This is a genomic window from Reyranella sp. (assembly GCF_044224635.1).
Lineage (GTDB): Bacteria > Pseudomonadota > Alphaproteobacteria > Reyranellales > Reyranellaceae > Reyranella.
This window is the reverse complement of the sequence record NZ_JBGAKA010000001.1, coordinates 13,530-31,505: the sequence shown is the minus strand read 5'-3', so window position 1 is coordinate 31,505 and position 17,976 is coordinate 13,530. Positions and strand designations below refer to the sequence as shown.

At 65.2% G+C, this 17,976-nt stretch carries 13 protein-coding genes; 6 read left to right on the top strand and 7 right to left on the bottom strand.

Annotation, left to right across the window (positions count from 1 at the left end; all coding sequences use genetic code 11):
- Nucleotides 1-3: 3 nt before the first annotated feature.
- Nucleotides 4-1,236 carry an NAD(P)-binding domain-containing protein gene (locus tag ACILR9_RS00135; protein ID WP_395707846.1) on the bottom strand — a complete coding sequence of 411 codons (1,233 nt, stop codon included), beginning with the start codon at nt 1,234-1,236 and terminating at the stop codon, nt 4-6.
- 153 nt (nt 1,237-1,389) lie between these two features.
- Here ACILR9_RS00135 and ACILR9_RS00130 point away from each other — a divergent pair, with 153 nt between their 5' ends.
- Nucleotides 1,390-2,292 (top strand): alpha/beta hydrolase, encoded by a 903-nt coding sequence (locus ACILR9_RS00130; RefSeq protein WP_395707845.1) that lies wholly within the window; start codon nt 1,390-1,392, stop codon nt 2,290-2,292.
- A gap of 254 nt (nt 2,293-2,546) precedes the next feature.
- Here the strand turns inward: ACILR9_RS00130 and ACILR9_RS00125 are convergent, their stop codons facing one another.
- The 4 genes from ACILR9_RS00125 to ACILR9_RS00110 form a co-directional block, all read right to left on the bottom strand.
- Nucleotides 2,547-2,948 (bottom strand): hypothetical protein, encoded by a 402-nt coding sequence (locus ACILR9_RS00125; RefSeq protein WP_395707844.1) that lies wholly within the window; start codon nt 2,946-2,948, stop codon nt 2,547-2,549.
- 147 nt (nt 2,949-3,095) lie between these two features.
- Nucleotides 3,096-3,506 (bottom strand): hypothetical protein, encoded by a 411-nt coding sequence (locus tag ACILR9_RS00120; RefSeq protein ID WP_395707843.1) that lies wholly within the window; start codon nt 3,504-3,506, stop codon nt 3,096-3,098.
- 32 nt (nt 3,507-3,538) lie between these two features.
- Nucleotides 3,539-4,447: an LLM class flavin-dependent oxidoreductase gene (locus ACILR9_RS00115; RefSeq protein ID WP_395707842.1), complete on the bottom strand. Its 909-nt coding sequence runs from the start codon at nt 4,445-4,447 to the stop codon at nt 3,539-3,541.
- A 446-nt stretch (nt 4,448-4,893) separates the two neighbouring features.
- Nucleotides 4,894-6,222 carry an ABC transporter substrate-binding protein gene (locus tag ACILR9_RS00110; protein ID WP_395707841.1) on the bottom strand — a complete coding sequence of 443 codons (1,329 nt, stop codon included), beginning with the start codon at nt 6,220-6,222 and terminating at the stop codon, nt 4,894-4,896.
- Between the two features lie 343 nt (nt 6,223-6,565).
- Here ACILR9_RS00110 and ACILR9_RS00105 point away from each other — a divergent pair, with 343 nt between their 5' ends.
- The gene (locus ACILR9_RS00105; protein ID WP_395707840.1) at nt 6,566-6,823 is read left to right on the top strand and encodes a DUF6328 family protein; all 258 of its coding nucleotides are present in this window, start codon (nt 6,566-6,568) and stop codon (nt 6,821-6,823) included.
- An 86-nt stretch (nt 6,824-6,909) separates the two neighbouring features.
- Here ACILR9_RS00105 and ACILR9_RS00100 read toward each other — a convergent pair whose 3' ends face one another.
- A complete protein-coding gene (locus tag ACILR9_RS00100; protein WP_395707839.1) occupies nt 6,910-7,461 on the bottom strand; it encodes a hemerythrin domain-containing protein in 552 nt (183 codons plus the stop codon).
- A 214-nt stretch (nt 7,462-7,675) separates the two neighbouring features.
- Between ACILR9_RS00100 and ACILR9_RS00095 the strand changes: the two genes are divergently transcribed.
- Together ACILR9_RS00095 and ACILR9_RS00090 are read left to right on the top strand one after the other, a co-directional pair.
- Nucleotides 7,676-7,933: a DUF6496 domain-containing protein gene (locus ACILR9_RS00095; protein ID WP_395708168.1), complete on the top strand. Its 258-nt coding sequence runs from the start codon at nt 7,676-7,678 to the stop codon at nt 7,931-7,933.
- Between the two features lie 102 nt (nt 7,934-8,035).
- Entirely contained in the window at nt 8,036-8,404 is a 369-nt protein-coding gene (locus tag ACILR9_RS00090) for a PRC-barrel domain-containing protein (RefSeq protein WP_395707838.1), read from the top strand.
- Between the two features lie 98 nt (nt 8,405-8,502).
- Here the strand turns inward: ACILR9_RS00090 and ACILR9_RS00085 are convergent, their stop codons facing one another.
- Entirely contained in the window at nt 8,503-9,336 is an 834-nt protein-coding gene (locus tag ACILR9_RS00085; protein ID WP_395707837.1) for a PRC-barrel domain-containing protein, read from the bottom strand.
- Between the two features lie 331 nt (nt 9,337-9,667).
- Between ACILR9_RS00085 and ACILR9_RS00080 the strand changes: the two genes are divergently transcribed.
- Both ACILR9_RS00080 and ACILR9_RS00075 read left to right on the top strand, forming a co-directional pair.
- Nucleotides 9,668-10,603: a hypothetical protein gene (locus ACILR9_RS00080; protein ID WP_395707836.1), complete on the top strand. Its 936-nt coding sequence runs from the start codon at nt 9,668-9,670 to the stop codon at nt 10,601-10,603.
- Nucleotides 10,604-11,185: 582 nt separating this feature from the next.
- Nucleotides 11,186-17,869 carry a nidogen-like domain-containing protein gene (locus ACILR9_RS00075; protein ID WP_395707835.1) on the top strand — a complete coding sequence of 2,228 codons (6,684 nt, stop codon included), beginning with the start codon at nt 11,186-11,188 and terminating at the stop codon, nt 17,867-17,869.
- The last annotated feature ends 107 nt before the right edge of the window (nt 17,870-17,976 follow it).

Sequence of the window (17,976 nt, the reverse complement as noted above, 5' to 3'; positions counted from 1 at the left end):
TGTTCACCCGGCCCTCTGTCCGGCGATGTGATTGGCCAACCGCTCGGCGTCGCCGGCGACGCCGGACAGGAACGACGAGTTCATCTTCGACAGCCACATCAATCCGAGGAAGTAGAGACCGGGCACCTCGGTGATGCCGCCGCGATGGCGGGGCATTCCCTCGGCGTCGAACACCGGCAGGTCGATCCAGCCGAAGTCGCAGGCGTAGCCGGTCGACCAGATCACCGACGAGATGCCGGCGGCATCGAGGTCGAGACGGCGCATCGGCTCGCGCACGTCAGGCGGGTCGGCAAGCCGCGCGCGGGCATCCGCATCCGTCGGCACGTCGAGCGCCTGCCGCGCGACATAGGCGTCGACCAGGTCGAGGAAGGCGGCGTAGGCGGCATCGCCCGCCAACAGGCTGTCGCCGAGGTCGGGCGCGATCTCGAGCACGCCGGCCTGGCTGGCGACTACCCGGCCGAGCAGGGTGATACCCTGCGCGGCAAACTGCCGGAAATCGATCGTATGGCCGCCATAGGCGCCGGTGATCAGGGGCAGCGCCCGGTCCGACCCGCGCTTCTCGACCGGGGTCTGGTCGAGCTTCATCTCGGCCAGCCACCAGATGAGATCGCGTCCGCGATAGCGGCGGGGCATGCGGCGATGATGGCCGACCGACAGGAAGACGCGGCGGCCGGCATGCACCAGCTCCTCGGCGATCTGCGCGCCTGATGCGCCGCCGCCGACCACCAGCACGGCGCCGGCCGGCAGTTGCTCCGGCGCGCGATAGCGGCTGGCATGAACCTGGAACAGGCCGGGCTGGTCCTGCAGCAGGGCCGGCAGGACCGGGCGCTGATAGGGGCCGGTGGCCACGATGACATTGTCGGCGGCGATCGGTCCGGCCGACGTCTCGGCCTGGAAGCGGGCGCCGGATGTCCTGCGCCGCAGATGCGTGACAGCGACGCCGCTGCGCACCGGAGCGGCGATGAAGGCGGCATACGCCGTGAGGAACGCGACGATGTCGGGGCTGGTGGTGAAGCCGTCGGGGTCGGTGTGCTTGAACGGGAAATCGGGCAGCTGGACGGACCAGTTGGGAAACTGGAAGCGCAGGCCGTCCCAGCGTTCGGTCCGCCAGCGCTCGGCGATGCGGGCGCGCTCGAGCACGACATGCGCTCGCCCGCGCCGGCTCAACATGTGGCTCGCCGTCAGCCCGGCTTGGCCACCCCCGACGATCAGCGTCTCGACATGCTCGATCGTCATGGATCCCGGTTGCCCCTGCCTCACGCGCCGGCAATCTTGGCGCGGCGGGCCTTGGTTGCACAAGGCCGCCCGGCATCGCCAGCCGGATTTCACCGGTTGGCGACTTGCGCTAGGCTCGCCGGCCTTCAAACCAGAATGACGAGGAAACGCGCCATGTCGACTGCGATTCTCGAGGCCCCTACCACCCAGTACGATGTCGAGGATGTCGAATATCTGCGCCACGGCGACAAGCCGCTGCTTGCGCGCCTCTTCATCCCGCGCGGCGCCGGCCCGTTTCCCGCGATGGTGGAATGCCATGGCGGCGCCTGGTGCATGAGCGACCGCTTCACCGAGCGGCTGCGCCACGAATACATGGCCTCGCACGGCGTCGTGTCGGTCGCGCTCGATTTCCGTTCGGGCAACGAGGATCCGTATCCCGCCTCGGTGCAGGACATCAACTACGCGGTGCGCTGGACCAAGGCCAATGCCCAGAAGCTCAAGACGCGGCCCGACCTGGTCGGCCTGTCGGGCCAGTCGAGCGGTGGGCATCTCGCGATGCTGGTCGCCATGCGCCCACACGACCCGCGCTATGCCGCGATCAAGCTGCCGGCCGGATCGCCCGAGCACGATGCCAGCGTGCGCTGCGTGATCATGACCTGGCCGGTGATCAATCCGCTGAGCCGCTACCGCCACGCCAAGCGCGCCCAGGCGAGCGCCAACCCGCCGGCCTGGCCGAAATCGATCATCGCCCGCCAGGATTCCTACTGGCAGAGCGAGGCCAATATGGCGGAGGGCAATCCGACGATGGCGCTCGAGCGGGGCGAGAAGGTGCTGACGCCGCCGGCGATCTGGTTCCAGGGCCAGGCCGACACCATGCACGACTACAAGGACGTCGAATCGGACTTCGACGGCAACGAGCCGCAGCGCTTCTGCGCCCGCTATCGCGCCGCTGGCGGCTCGATCGCGCTGGAGTATCTCGAGATGGAACGCCAGGCCGGCGCCTCGCCCGACCTGTCCAAGGCGGGCGACATGTTCGATCGCATGGCGGCGTTCATCGAACGGCACGTGCTGGTGTGATTGGTCCTTCTCCTCCTTCAGGGGGAGGGCCCGCCCTACGGGCCTTCGATGCGCCGCAGCGGTTTCGGCCGCGCAAGCGGGGCGGAGGGATCTTCGCCGGCAGCGCCATTCCAGGGGATTTCGCCGGGTCGTGCGCCGCTGAAAGGTCCCTCACCACTCGGAATGACAGGGGGCGATGTCAACTCGAGCGTAGCGAGCGGCCTTGGCTCATGTTTCTTGTCGGTGGCGCGGTTCCAGCCGTGACGTCTCCCGTTTCAGGACGGAGACGTCCACGGCGCCTTGGTGGTGGGTCGCTCGACGCCGTCGAGCCATCGTTGCGCAGATGTGCGGGTACGAAAAATTCGCAGCGGCCGTTTCGCCGCGGCCAGCGCCCCGAGCACCCGAAGGACCAGGTGGACTTTGTCCTCCGGAAGCACGAGAGCGACCGGCCCTACGGGCTCCTTGTGGAAGGACCTGATGCGGGCGGCAATGCCGAGCAGCTCATAGGTGTCCATGCTCGTGTCGCCGCCCAACCCGTCGAACAGCTTGGGATAAGCCAGCGCGCGTTCGCTGGCCATCGCGTCGAGGTAGGCCTCGAGCTGGGCGCGCGTCACGTCGCCTTCGGCGATTGCAAGAACACGCTTCTTGTCATGGTCGATGGTCCAGCGCAGCGTCATGGGGAGGAATGACCATGCCGTTGACCGAGCTCCGCGAAGGCCAAGTCGATGGCCGTTCCGACAGCTTTCATCGGCCTGAGAAAGGCGGCACGTTCCCCGGGGGTCGGGGCATCGTTGGTGAAGGGGTGCTCGATCGGCACGATGCTCCTACTCTCCCGTTGGAGCCGGGGAGGCGAATGCAGGCACGGCGGTGCAATCGAGGCTGTCGAACCATCGTTGCGCCGGCTTCAGGCTGTGAAAGATTTTCATGGGTCTCTTGGCGGCGGCGAGCACGCCCAGGACCCGTGGCACCAGATGAGGCATCTCAGGCGGCACGACGATGGCGAGAGGCCCGACCGGCGTTCGGTGGGAGTCCCTGATGCGGACGCAGATCGCGAGCACGTCGTCGGTGCCCATGCGGGTCCCGCCCGCCGCGCCGTCGAACAACTTGCAATAGGCCATGGCGTTCTCCCGCTCGATGGCGTCCAGGAAGGCCTCGAACTCGGCCCGGGTCACGTCACCGTCGGCGGTCGCGACGACGCGGTTCAGGTCGTGATCGATTGTCCATTGCAGTGGCATGACGTCTTACCGGTAAAGCGACTCGAGGATGATCAGCCGAAGGCAGTGAAGACTTCGTCGATCGCCGCCATCTGATTGCCGGCCGCCGAGGACGGCACGAGGATCGGCGTGTGGACGCCGGCATCGCGCCAGGCGGCAACGCCCTCGCGAACCCTTGCCGCCGGACCGAACAGCGTGTTGTCTGCCAGCCACTTGTCGGTGAGGTATTTCGGCACGTCGTCGCGGCGGCCTTCGGCGAGCGCCTTCTCGATCGCCTCCATCTCCTCGACGTAGCCCGCCTCCTTCCAATAGTTCCGGTAGTTGGGCAGGAAGGCGTAGTTGGTGAGCGTGCGCCGGTTGACCGCCCGGGCGGCGTCGACGTCATCGTTGATGCAGGTCGGGATCATGTTGCCGATGAAGAAGGCCGGATCGTTGCGCTTGGCCGCCGGCAGCGCGCCCAGCGACTCCCCCATGTGCGAGCGCGCGGCGTTGGCGAACACCACGCCCTGGGCGAGCTCGCCCGACAACGCCACCATGCGCTTGCGTAGCGCCGCGACGATGATCGGCGGCAGCGGGCCGAAGGCGTCCTGGGCGCGGAACTTCTCGATGAAGGCGCGCGTGTCGGCGAGTGGCTTGCCGGGCGTCACGCCCATGCGCACGTGCGAGGGCCCGTGCGCGATGCCGATGCCGAACCGGAAGCGTCCACCCGAAACCTCGTGCATCATCGCCGCGCTCTGCGCGAAATCGATGATGGTGCGCTGGTAGATCGGCGCGATCGCGGTGCCGAAGGTGACCTGGCTGGTGGTCCACGACAGCGCCTCGCACATCGACATGTTGCCGAACGGGCTCGGCACGTAGATGCCGGCGAAGCCGCGCCGCTCGGTCTCCTGGCTGAGCTCGATGGTGCGGCGGCGGCGCCCCGGCACGGCGATCAGACAGAGAGCGGGCAGCGGTTCGGCCATTGCGACGAATCCTTCGGTTTGTTCGGCGGGCATCGTAGCGGCTCGTGGCGCGATGGCCAGTTTTCTTGCATCTACGCTTGGGGTGACTGCAAATTGTTTTTGGTCGCGAGTGACACGAGGAGGGCCACCGAGTGGCGCCCTCATATTCGCCAACGTACAAAGGGATCTCACCCTGAAGAGCGGCCCGCAGGGCCGCGTGTCGGTCGGGCGAAGTAACTTTCGCCTTATGGTCGGCACCTTGGCTGGTTCTGCGACACCGCTTTCCAGCGATCTCGTGTGTGGCCCATCCTTCGAGACGCAGGATGATTTTGTTGGTCGTCGACCAACGTTAGCGCCCTACGAATGGCGCCCTCCCAGCAACGATCTTGCCGTCGCCGCAAGACGGCGACGCCCCTGCTTTGCTTCCGGCCAAGATGCCGCGTTCGATCGGTCCGCCGCGCCGTCCCTCAGGACGTGTATGCCTTGGCGACCTCGCTGTGCGCCCACTTGGCTGCTTCCTCGGCCGGCATGCCTTGGATCGCTTTGGCGTACATGTCGACGATGATGTACTTGGTCACCACCTCGGCGGCCTTGCGGTTGGGTGGCCCGGCGTAGCCGACCAGTCGGCCGACGCGCGGCAGATCATGGAATGGCCGCATGACCGGGTCGGCATCCCATACCTTGTGCTTCTCCCATTCCAGGGTGGCGCCGCAGGTGTAGCCCTGCTGCGAGGTGAACCATTCATCGTACACCGGCCGCGAACGAATCCAGCGCATGAAGTCCTTGGCCGCTTTCTGGTTCTTCGAGTAGCCCATCAGCATGTCGGTGAAGACTCCCGGGCTCGCGTACTGGCCGGCCGGGCCCTTGGGCATGTGGGCGTGCTGGATGTCCTGGAACATCGGCGTGCCCTTCTCGGTCTTGTAGGTGTCGGGCTTGCGCTTGGCCTCGATGTAGATCGACGCGCCGTTCAGGGTGGCGCTGACGGTTTGCGACAGGAAGGCACGGTTGTTGTTGGTGTCGTCCCACGCCAGCCCGCCTTCATCCATGGTTTCCTTCCACAGGGCGGCGGCGAACTTGATCGACTCGACGGTCTCCTTGCTGTTCAGGACGACGGTCTTGCCGTCGGCCTCGACCTCCTTGCCGCCCCACGACCACAGGTAGGGATACCACCAGCCCGGCGCGTCGCCGAAAGTGTGACCGGCGGTCTGGCCGTAAGGCCGGTTCTTGGCCTTGAGCTTCTTGCCGATCGCGCGATAACTGTCCCAGTCGCCCGGGAAGCTCGACGCGCCGGCCTCTTCGAGCCACGACTTGCGCCAGGCGATCAGGCCGCCGCCGGCCGACCACGGCACGCCGATCCACTTGCCGTTGGCCGTGGCGATCTGCTTGGAGACTTCGTAGTAGCCGCCCTGGGCCTTGCCGATCTCTTCCGCGACGTCGCCAACGTCGGCCAGGCTGTCGGCGTAGAGCTGCGTCCAGTTGCCGAAGGCCATGATGATGTCGGCCCCGGCTCCGGACTGGATCCCCGAGGTGATGCGTGATTGCAAGTCGTTGGCGTTGACTGTCTCGAGCTTGAGGTTGATGCCGGTCGCCTTCTTGCAATCCTGCGTGATCTTGCCTTTGAGCAAGGCGTCGGAAGCCGGCACGAAATCCGTCCATCTCAACCAATGAACCGTGGTTTCCTGCGCCAGGGCTGGTGCCCTTCCGCTGGCCAGGATGGCAGCCATGCCGCCGGCATGCGCCGCAACGGCGCCGGTTCCAGAAAGCTTCAGAAGACGACGCCGCGCAATGCGAGCCATGAGATTCCTCCCGTCATGCTTGTCCGCTGATCGATTGTCAGTGCAGGGATTACGCGTTCTCGGTCGCGCGACTGGGGCGAGCCGAGAAGCTGAACGCCACTACGCGTCTCGAACTGGACCACTCAGTCTGGAAGAGGACTACTGCGTCTCGTACTGGACCACTGCCGCGGAGGGCTTCGAGACCGGAACGTCCGGCTGGAAGCGAATGCTCCGAAGTCTACGCTCGCCGGACCATACGCCAATTCCGCCGCACCTGCATCCCGATGCTTGACGGCAGCTGGCGCCAGGCGGGGAACCGCGGCGGATCGGGCGCATTGGCTTTCGACTGATCGGGGAGTCCAGCTTGACGGTTACCGACGAGACCCGCATGAGCCTGCCTGGCGTGCAGGCCATCGTGGGCTTCCAGCTCATCGCCGTCTTCAATCAGAGATTCGAGAGCTTGAGCGAACGGCAGCAGAGCCTTCATCTGCTTGCCTTCCTGCTCGTCACCCTGGCCATGGGCCTGATCATGGCGCCGGCCGCCTATCACCGCCTTGCCGAAAGAGGCAAGGTCACGCGGCGCTTCGTCGACAGCGAAAGGTCCGTCCCGCGCTCGACATGACAATGGTGTCATTCGAAGCACGCGAGAGGACCTTTCAATCCGCTTTCATCCCTCGTGGGGCGCCAGGGGATGGCAAGAAATGGCGCCTATGGGGCTGACGCTTGCACCGGCTGACCCTGCTTCAAGTCGTGTCCGGTGTAGGACCGTGTTTCGGGCGGCGGCAAGGCTTCGCCGGCCTGGAATTTCTCGACCAGCAGCTTCTTGCGGGCCGCGAGTCGCGCGCCCAGCGAATCGACGTCGAGACCTGCTTCCTTGGCTTGGGCGAACAGGCCTTCGGAACGCTTCTCCTCCTCCTTGACGTGGTGCTTGATCAACTCCGACAGGACCTTGACCTTGGCGTCGTAGAATGCCGCGTCGGGCTCGCTCGCCAGCAGCTCGGCGATCAGCACCTTCGCACCATCGTGCTCGACATAGGCTTCGTCGAGGATCTCCTCGTCCTCGATCTTCTCCTTGCAGGCAGGATAGAAGATCTCCTCCTCGATGGTCGCATGCACCATCAGCTCCGTGCAGATCTCGCGGACGAGGGATTCCTTTCGATCCTCGCCTCGCGCGTGCTGGAACTTCTCGAACAGGTCCTCGACCTTGCGGTGATCGGCTTTGAGGAGCGCGATCGCGTCCGATTTGCTTGCGGTTGCCAAGATCCAATCTCCTTTGCGGGCGTGGGCTATCGCGCCAACGGTGCAAAGAGCCGGACGTTGCGAAGCGGGAGGTACGAACACGGCAGGTGGATCGTGCCTGTTCCGACGTCGCCTGGTGCCAGCTCTCGCCGACATTTGCACGCTCGGCCTCGTGCGCTGCGACAAAATCCGACGACGCGTGAAACCCGCAACCGATCGGGCTGTTAGCGAATCGATGCACCTCGCGCGTTCGTGCGGATCGAGGCGCAGCAAGCGTCGAGAGAAAGGAGAGGCCAGCATGGCCAGGTATTCGCGTAGCGCCAGCAGAGAGGTGAAGGGCGCAATGGAGCGGCGCAAGAAGGGAACTCTCAAGCGCGGCAAGGCGGGTCGCGGCGGCAGGGTGACGAGCCGAAAGCAGGCTATTGCCATCGGTCTCTCGGAAGCCCGCAAGAAGGGCAAGAAGGTCCCGAGCCGCAGGTCGCGCAGCAAATAGCCCGCGGACGACGACATCCTCCCGAAGCGCCCTCGGGCGTCGGCGCTCCGGGCGCTTCCGCGCTTCCGACGCCCATTCATCGCAAGCAGAGGAGACAGGATCGTGACCCCTGAGACCACCAAGATAACGTCCGGCAGCCTGATCGCGGCCGAGAGAGTGGAAGGCACCAGCGTCTACAATTTCGCCGGTGAGAAGCTCGGGACTGTCGAGGACATCATGCTCGACAAGGTGAGCGGCAAGGCGATTTATGCCGTGATGTCGTTCGGCGGCTTTCTGGGCATCGGCGAGAAATATCATCCGCTGCCTTGGTCGACACTGAAGTACGACGAGGCCAAGGGCGGCTATGTCGTCAATCTCGACAAGAAAAAGCTCGAGGGCGCTCCGACCTATGGCATGGATGACGATTTCCACTGGACGCCGGACTATGGCCGCCGCGTCGACAAGTACTACGGCGCACCGACCTTCTGGTAAGTCCGGCTGAGCCCGGTCGGCAGCCAGCAAGAAGACAGCCACACGAAGAGAAGGCCCGCCCCTGAAGGGCGGGCCTTTCCCATTCCGGTGGGCCGGACTTAGCGGGCCAAACGGCTTTCCTTCTTGTACTCAGGCATCGTCTTCAGCGAATCCTTGGTCCAGTCCGTTACCAGGACGACGGAATTGCCGTCGCGCTGGAAGTGGATGTCCTCCCATTTCACGGCGACATCCTTGGCGCCGACACCGAGGAAGCCACCGACGGAAACCACGACGGTCTTGATCGCGCCGCTCTTGTCGATGAAGATGTCATTGATCTTGCCGACCGTTTCCTTGGCCTGATTGCGGATCGAGGCGCCGATGATTGCGCTCCCCGACGTGTTGCCATCGGCATTGAAGTCGCCCTTGACCGTCGCCGCCTGATCGCGGGCCGATGCGCGGGTATCCGCTCCTGCTCCCGGCGCCGTACGGTCTGCGGCGGTGCTGCGCGTCGGCTCGGCTGTCCACGGCCCCTTGTCGGTGAAGACCTGGCCGCGCCACGTCTCGTCCCTGTACTTGTAGGGCGGCATGGCAGCGAGCTGGTCCTTGGTCATGTTGACCTTCACGCTCTCGCCATCGTTGGAGATGGTCAGGTCCGACCATTTGAGGCTGACTTCACGCTCTCCGACTCCGAGAAAACCGCCCACGCCGACAATCACGCTGTCGACCTTGCCGGTCGGCCCGATGTGGATCGACTTGATTTCACCGATCGTGTCGTTGTTGGCGTTCTTCACGTTGCGGCCGATCAGCTTGCGCGTGTCCGCCGACGCGGCCGCATCCTGGGGCATGGATGCCGTAGCGGAGGGCGGAGATGCCGCCTGCTGCGGCGGGCTCTGCGCATAGGCAACGGCCGCCCCGCTGCTCAGCAGGGCCACGATCAGGAGTTTCTTGACCATTGAAACCTCTCTTGGTGGGTTATTGTTTTGCGCCAACGAGGTCTCGCTTCATTCGTTGCCGGCAATGACTGCAATCGAGGCGATTTTCTGTCGGATGCTCGGAGGAATGGATCGAGACCGTACGCTTCCTCCTCGGCAATAATAATTCAGCTCTCCTGGTCAAATAGCGGAACTATGTCTTCCGTACGCCGTTCGCCCGCCTGTGGAGATTTGCCCGACAGGCATCCAACCCAAGGGAGATTGACGTGGACGGAATCGTCTATCTGGTCGGATTGGTCGTCATCGTGATGTTCATTCTGTCGTTCCTCGGATTGCGCTGAAGGAGGGACAGATGGCTGTTGCTCGAACGACGGAAGTTGCCCCTGTTGCGGCGGTAGCCGCGCCCCAGGACGTCCGCTATCTCGAATGGGGGCCGGTCATTCTGGGAACCCTGGGGGCGAGCGCCATCTCGATAGTGCTCCTGACATTCGGGACGGCGCTCGGACTCGCCGGCGTCTCTCCCTATCCGTATGCCGGGCTGTCGGCCAAGGCGCTCGGCATCCTGTCGGCGACGTATGCGGCGATTGTGGTCATCGTGAGCTTCGCGCTGGGTGGCTATCTGGCCGGACGGACGCGCAGCGCCTGGGCTGAGACCAATACCGTAGAATCTCATTTCCGCGACGGCGCCCATGGCTTTGGCGTATGGGCGCTGAGCGTGGTCCTCGGCAGCGTGCTCGCCCTGTCGGGAGCGACCGGGGCCATCAAGACCGCCGTCCAGTCGACGGCCACGGTTGCTGCGGCGGGCACTGCCGGTGCCGCTGCAAATCCCACTCTCGGCGCGATGGCCGGCCAACTGTCTACGAGCGCGACGGACTATGCCGCCGACAGGATCTTCGCCCCGGCTGAAGGTGCAGCGCCGCCGGCTGGCGCATCGCGCGGCGAGCTGGTTCCAACGGTGGCGCGTGCGTTCGCCGCCAATCTCAAAAACCCGCAGCTCGATGCGAACGATCGCACGATGCTGGTGCATACGGTCATGCGCCAGACGGGCCTGTCCCAAGCCGATGCGGAAAAGCGGGTCGATGAGGCCTTCGCCTACTTCAAGGCGGCGGAACAGAAGGCTCGCGACGCTGCCGACACCGCGCGCAAGGGTGCGCTGATCGCGGCCTTCGCTGCTGCGGCGATCCTGGCCGTGGCCTGCGCGGCGGCCTGCCTCGCAGCGTCCCTCGGAGGACGACATCGCGACGAGAACACGCTGGTCACCTTCTTCGGATCTCGTCGCTTCTGGTAACGCCGGCGTCAAATCTTCCCGCGGCGAGGCTTATTTTCGAGTCCCGGTCAGAGCCGGCCCAGCTCGAAATCCCTGCAGGAACCGCCGAACGCCGACAGTCCCGTCTCGAGGTGATCAACCCAGTTGCCTCTGGTGCGACCAACGATGCAGCGCCTCGCCAGTTGCCGCGGCGGTAATGCAACGCGGGGTAAATCCCGCACGTTGGCCGACTCACCCACTGTCGGCACGGGCGGGCGGCAGGAGAGCTAGGGGCGCCGATATCAGCTGAGTTTCTACTCGGATGGTGGTCAGGCCACATCATTACAAGGCGTGCTGGTCGATGTCGTGCCTGCGCACATTATTAATTGGTTCGCTGGCGACGGGCCCCGGGGTTGTCGCTTGACGCTCGTCGGGCGGTGTGGCCCGCTGATTTTCGGGTGATCGCTTCCGGTGTGGGGGTGTGCGATGGCGGCGGCAGTGTCGAAGTCGACGCTGCTCTGGTCTGGCGGACAGCCTGGGCTTCTTGTGACACTGGGGCAGTCGCTGCACGTCAATGGCTCGGGATGCGTCGAATCAACAGTCGCGCGGGTTTGGGGAACAGAGATGGCCGTTACTTACAAGGATCTTATCGTATCGCCCAACAATCGCTGGCACGACGGAACGAAGACGGTCACCTATTCGTTCCCGACGAAGGTTCCGAGCTACTTCCCGCTGGTCGACTATGACGGCAAGCTTGGCGACGACGCTGTCCAGATCAACGAGTTCAACACTGGCACCGTAGACGAGATCGTGCCGATCGGGGCGACGATCCTGCTGACCCCCGCCCAGCAAGCAGCTGCCGTTGCCGCGGTGGAGGCCTGGAACGAGGTCGCGAACATCAATGCCGTCAAGATCGGCGAGGGAGGCACAGGCGGACCGGGTGCGCCGGTAACGGGCAATGGCACCCTGGTCGCAGGCCTGGGAGGCACCACGGGATTCGGCGAGACCATGGTCGGGCGCGGCGACGACGGCCCAAATCCGATGGTCAGCATCGATACGGTATTCTCCAACGGTCTCAACTTTTTTGGCACGACCTATCACGACCTGTTCGTCAATATGAACGGCAGCGTCTCGTTCGGCGGTGCCGTCTCCACCTATACGCCAACCACGATCACGTCCGGTGGCACGCCTCTGATCGCTGCGTTCTGGGCCGACATCGACAGCCGCCTCGACACCACCGAGCCGATCAACACGCCGCCACAGGTCGTCTACGACCTGGATACGACAAACCGCGTCCTGACGGTCACTTGGCCCGGCGTCGACTATTTCAGCGTCGCCAACAGCACTCACGTTCCGAAGGCCAACTGGTTCCAGCTTCAGCTCTACGATCGCGGCGGCGGCGGCGCGGGCGTCGGCAACGACTTCGACATCGTATTCCGCTACCAGCAGATCGAATGGACAGCCGGTGACCTGAGCGGCGGCAATAACGGCCTCAACGGCACGGCGGCCCATGCCGGCTGGACCGCCGGCAACGGCAAGAACTTCGAAGAGGTGCCGGCGTCGGGCAACGAAGCGGCCCTGCTCGCCTTGCCGGCAATGCCGGGCAACACTGGCGTCAATGGCCTGTTCGTCTACCAGGTGCGCGCCGGCGCCGTCGTCACCAGCGACATCATCTTCGGCGCCTTCGACGCCTATTCGACCAACGGCAAGAACGGTGTCGGCCTTGCCGGACTGGTCGGCAACAACGGGGAGCCGGTTCTCGCCGGCTATCCCAACGCCAAGGTTCAGTCCGACACCTACGGCCTCATGGCGCAAAGGATCGCGACCGCCGTCATCGGCACTCCAAGCCCTCACGGCGATGTCTTCGTGAATAATTCCAGTACGCCGTTGATGCTGGCTCCGACGCTGGACAACAGCGGCGGAAACACCTTCCTGCACGAATTCGGCCACTCCATTGGCCTTATACATCCAATAGGCGAGGAGACAAACCCGGAGTACAACCAGAAAGCCACGGTGATGGCGAACCGGCTCCATCCATCGCAGGCCGGTCTTGCCCTGGACGCCGCCAAATACCCCATCACACCGATGGTGCTCGACATCCAGGCGGCACAAGAGCTCTACGGCGCCAATCTCGATACCAGGGCCGGCGACGATACCTATTTCGGTCCCCCCGTGTTCGGGACGAACCAGGCCTATCCGTTCGGCGACGGCGAGCGCACGATCCTGACCATCTGGGATGCTGGTGGCACCGACTGGATCAGTGGCGCCAATCAGAGCAGCAGCGTCATCATCGATCTCAACCCGGGAAGCTATTCGACGATCGGCAAGCTGAAGGACAACGTCGGCTTGGCGATGCTATGGACCGACAAGAACACCGGCATCCAGTACGGCTGGATCGAGAATGCGATCGGCGGCAGCGATAGCGACATCCTGGTCGGCAATGATCTCGCCAACATCCTGGACGGCGGCCAGTCGGACGATGCGATGGCCGGCGGCAAGGGTGACGATATCTATATCGTCGATCATGCCGAGGACGCTGCCGTCGAGACGGCCGGCGAAGGCACCGACCTCGTCAAGTCCTCGGTGACCTTCACTCTGGGCAACAACGTCGAGAACTTGACGCTTACCGGTAACGACGACATCAACGGCACCGGCAACGATCTCGACAACATCATCACCGGCAACGGCGCCGCCAACCGCCTGGACGGCAAAGGCGGAAGCGACAAGCTCGACGGCGGCGACGGCGCCGACACGTACGTGATCGACGATCCGGGCGACGAGGTCATCTACATCAACGAGAAGGCTGGACCCGATGTCGACACCGTCGAATCGTCGATCACCTTCGTCCTGCCGGGCTCGAAGCTGCTCGGCGTCGGCTTCATAGAGAACCTGACCTTGGTCGGCACCGCCGATATCGACGGTGGCGGTAACGATTTCGACAACGTCATCACCGGCAACAGCGGCAACAACACGCTCGAGGGCCAACTCGGAAACGACACGTTCTTCGGCGGCGCGGGCGACGACATCTACGGTGTCGATGCGGTGGGTGACCTCGTGGTCGAGAACCCGAACGAAGGCAACGATACTGTCGTCTCGGGGGTCGACTATACGCTGGGCGACAACGTCGAGAACCTGTCGCTCACCGGCAAGGCGATACGCGGCAACGGCAACGCGCTGAACAACGTGATCTTTGGTCAGTACGAGTCGGAGATCGACAACATCCTGAACGGCGGGGCCGGCCTCGACACGATGCGCGGATTCGGCGGCAACGATACATATTTCGTCGACATTCCCGAGGACATCATCATCGAGGATCTGCCGGGTGCCAATGTCGGCGGCGCGATCGTTACCGGGGGCGGCTTCGACACAGTCTTCGCGACAGTGAGCTACAAGCTCAGCGAGGGCCTGGAGGCGCTGGTCCTGGTCGGCTCGAAGGCGCTGGTCGGCATCGGCAACGCGACGGTCAATGTCATCACCGGCAACGAGTTCGCCAACATCCTCGACGGTGGCGCCGACGCCGACGAGATGATCGGCGGCAAGGGCGACGATACTTACGTCGTCGACAATGTCGGCGACAAGGTGACGGAGATCGGCGGCGAAGGAACCGACACGGTCCAGTCGTTCATCGACTATACCCTGGCTGCGGAGCTGGAGAACCTGCAGCTGCTCGGCACCGCCGGCCTGACCGGGATCGGCAACGTCGCCTCGAACATCATCGTCGGCAATGACGGCAACAACCTGCTGTCGGGCCTTGGCGGAGCCGACCAGCTGGCGGGCGGTCTCGGCGACGACGTGCTGAAGGGCGGCGCCGGCGACGATGTGCTCGACGGCGGCGGCGGGACCGACACGGTCGACTATTCCGACCTGTCGGTCTCGGTGACCGTGGACCTGATCGCCGGCAAGGCGACCGGCGAGGGAACCGATTCGCTGATCAGCATCGAATCCGCCATCGGCTCGAAGGCCGGCGACGTGATCGGCCGTTTCACGGGCGACGGCATCCTCGATGGCCGCGGCGGCGACGACACCATTCTCGTCGCCGGCGGGCGTGGCCAGCTGCTGGGCGGCAGCGGCGTCGATACGCTGAGCTTCGCCTCGGCCAAGAGCGCCGTCGAGCTGTCGCTCGAGCTCGGCACGGCGACGGTCAACGGCCAGAATGCCAAGGTGTCCGGGTTCGAAGTGGCGATCGGGACCGATTTCAATGACGTGCTGACCGGTCACGTCGACAACGAGCGCCTCGAAGGCGGCCTGGGCAACGACACGATCGACGGCCGCAGCGGCGCCGATACGCTCGCGGGCGGCGCGGGCAGCGACATGCTGACCGGCGGCACCGGGGACGACCTGTTCGTCTACGGTGGCGAAGGGCTCGACACGATCACGGATTTCGTGGCCGGGCAGGGCACGGTCGATCGCATCCAGGTAACCCAGGTGTTCACCACCGTTGCCCGGGTCCTGGTTTCGGCCAAGCAGGTCGGCGTCGACACCGAGATCGATTTCGGCAGCGGCAACAAGCTGGTGCTGGCCAATGTCGACATGTCGGAGCTCGATGTCGATGATTTCACCCTGCCGGCCGGCAACTTCATCGTCGGGACGGCAAACGGCGACGTGATCGACGGCACGACGAGTCCGGGACTGCAGCCGAAGGCGACGAACGATACAGACGTCATCAGGGGCAACGGCGGCAACGATTCGATCTCGAGCCTGGGCGGCGACGACCTGGTCGAGGGCGGTGACGGCGACGACACGCTCGATGCCGGCAGCGGCGCCGACACGGTGCGCGGCGGCATCGGCGACGACACCATCATTGCCACGGCCGATGGCAGCAACGACAGCTACGACGGTGGTGCCGGCATCGACACGGTGAGCTACGCCGTGACGGGAGCAGGCTTGCTGATCGACCTGGCCGATGGCAAGGCGCGAGGCATCGGGCCTCAGGCCGGCGTCGATACGCTGACCGAGGTCGAGAACGCGGTGGGCGGCACTGGCGACGATGCGATGTACGGTAGTACCGTGGCCAACCGCCTGGAGGGCGGCGCCGGCAACGACACGCTCGACGGCAAGGGCGGGCCGGATATGCTGGTCGGCGGCCCGGGCAGCGACACGGTCGTGTTCTCGGCGGGCTACGGCGCCGATGTCGTGGCCGACTTCGAGGTTGGCATCGACAAGCTGAACCTGTCGCTGGTCGCGTCGCTCACCGACCTGGCGGCGGTGATGGGCAAGGCGAGCCAGGTCGGCAAGGACACGGTCATCGATCTCGGCAACGGCGACACCCTGACCCTTCAGAACGTCGTCAAGACGAGCCTGACGGCGGGGGACGTCGCCTTCGCCTCGACGGCGCCGGCGACGCTGTCGATTGCCCCGCTGGTGGCCAGCAAGAACGAGGGCCAGAGCGGCACCACGCTGCTGACCTTCACGGTGGTACGGTCCGGCGACACGACGGGCACCGCGATGGTCGACTGGTCGGTCGCCGGGGCAGGAGCCGGCAGCGCCGACAAGAACGACTTCCCGGGCAGCGTGCTGCCCCAAGGTACGGTGCAGCTCGCATCGGGCCAGATCAGCCAGGTGATCGAGATCGTCGTGCAAGGCGATACGGCGGACGAGGGCGCGGAGACGTTCACCGTGACCCTGGCGAACGCCGTTGCGGCGACGATCGACGCTGGTCATGCCAGCGCGACGGGCACGATCGGCAATGACGACTCGCTCGCGAGCCTGTCGATCGCGGTGCTCAACGCCGTGCGCGACGAAGGCAACAGCGGGTTGACGCCGTTCACCTTCACAGTGTCGCGGGATGGCCGAGTCGATGTTGCGGTGAGCGCGTTGTGGACGGTATCCGGCAGCGGCGGCAATCCGGCCAATGCAGCCGATTTCTCGGGCACCCTGGCGACGGGCAGCGTGAGCTTCGCGGCAGGCGAGCTCATGAAGGCTGTGACGGTGAACGTGTCGGGCGACACGACGGTCGAGCCGGACGAGACCTTCCAGGTGACGCTGTCCAGCGCGTCGGCGGGCGCGGTGATCGGCACGCCGTCGACGGCGAGCGGCACGATCGTGAACGAGGATCGTTCGGTGGTGTCGATCGCCGCCCTTGCCGCCGCGAAGCCGGAAGGCAACAGCGGCACCACTGCGTACACCTTCACCGTAAGCCTGGGCCAGGCCCCGGTCGTTGCCCAGACGGTGGCCTGGTCGGTGACCGGCTCGGGCGTCAATCAAGCCAATGCGGCGGATTTCGGCGGTACCCTGCCGTCCGGGATCCTGACCTTCGCGGCCGGCGAGGGCACAAAGACCCTGACGGTCAACGCCGCGGCCGACACGATGATCGAGACCGACGAGGGCTTCACGGTGACGCTGGCCAATCCTTCGTCCGGCTTGGTGCTGGGCCTGGCGACGGCGGTCGGCACGATCCAGACCGACGACAGCGTGGTCGCGGCGCACGGTGACGCCTATACCCTGCACCAGGGCAACACGCTGGTCGTGACGGCAGCGACCGGCGTGCTGGCCAACGACCAGGGCGCGACCAGCGCCACGGTGGTCGCGTCGGCGACACATGGCGCGCTGCAGCTCGCTGCCAGCGGCGGCTTCAGCTACACGCCGCTGTTCGGCTTCTCGGGCATCGATGCATTCACCTACCGCGCCGCCGGCGTCGGCGGTGGCGAGAATGCGGAAGCGGTGATCTACGTCGTGCCGGTGCAGGCCGGCGGGACCTCGCCCACGCTCAACCTGCTGGCGCTCAGCGCCGAGGAGCAGATCGCCTCGACCTACGTCACGTTCTTCGGCCGCGCCGCCGATGCCGGAGGCTTCGGGTTCTGGGTCGGCGAGTTCAACCGGCTGCTGCCGGCGCAGGGTGCGGCGGCGCTGTTCTCAAATATCGCGAGCTCTTTCGGCATCAGTGACGAGGCCAGGGCGCTCTATCCTTTCCTGGCCAATCCGTTCGGCGCCAGCGATGCCCAGATCAGCACCTTCCTCGACAGCGTCTACAACAACCTGTTCAACCGCCCGTCCGATGCGGGAGGGCTCAGTTACTGGACCGGCCAGATCAGGGAGACCCTGCAGGCCGGGCAATTCGTGGGCTCGGTGCTGATCAACATCATGAGCGGGGCACAGGACACGGCGGCGGGCAAGGACATCACCACCTTGATGGGCAAGGTGGCGGTGAGTCTCGCCTACGTGCGCGAGCAGCAGGAGCACCACACGAATTGGCTGGGCGCGAGCGACAATGCCGCGGCGACCAACCTGCTCGACCCTGTCGGCTCGGACCCGGCGAGCGTGCTCACCGGCATCAGGAACGCCGAGGCGCTGATCGCCGCGCATCCGTAGCGACGGATTCCGGGCTCGATGCCGCGCCGTTTCTCGTCGGCGTACGGCAGGGCGACGGGCAGCCTGCCCTCGCCTCTCGGACAAGGTGTGGCGACAGGCCTCAGTCG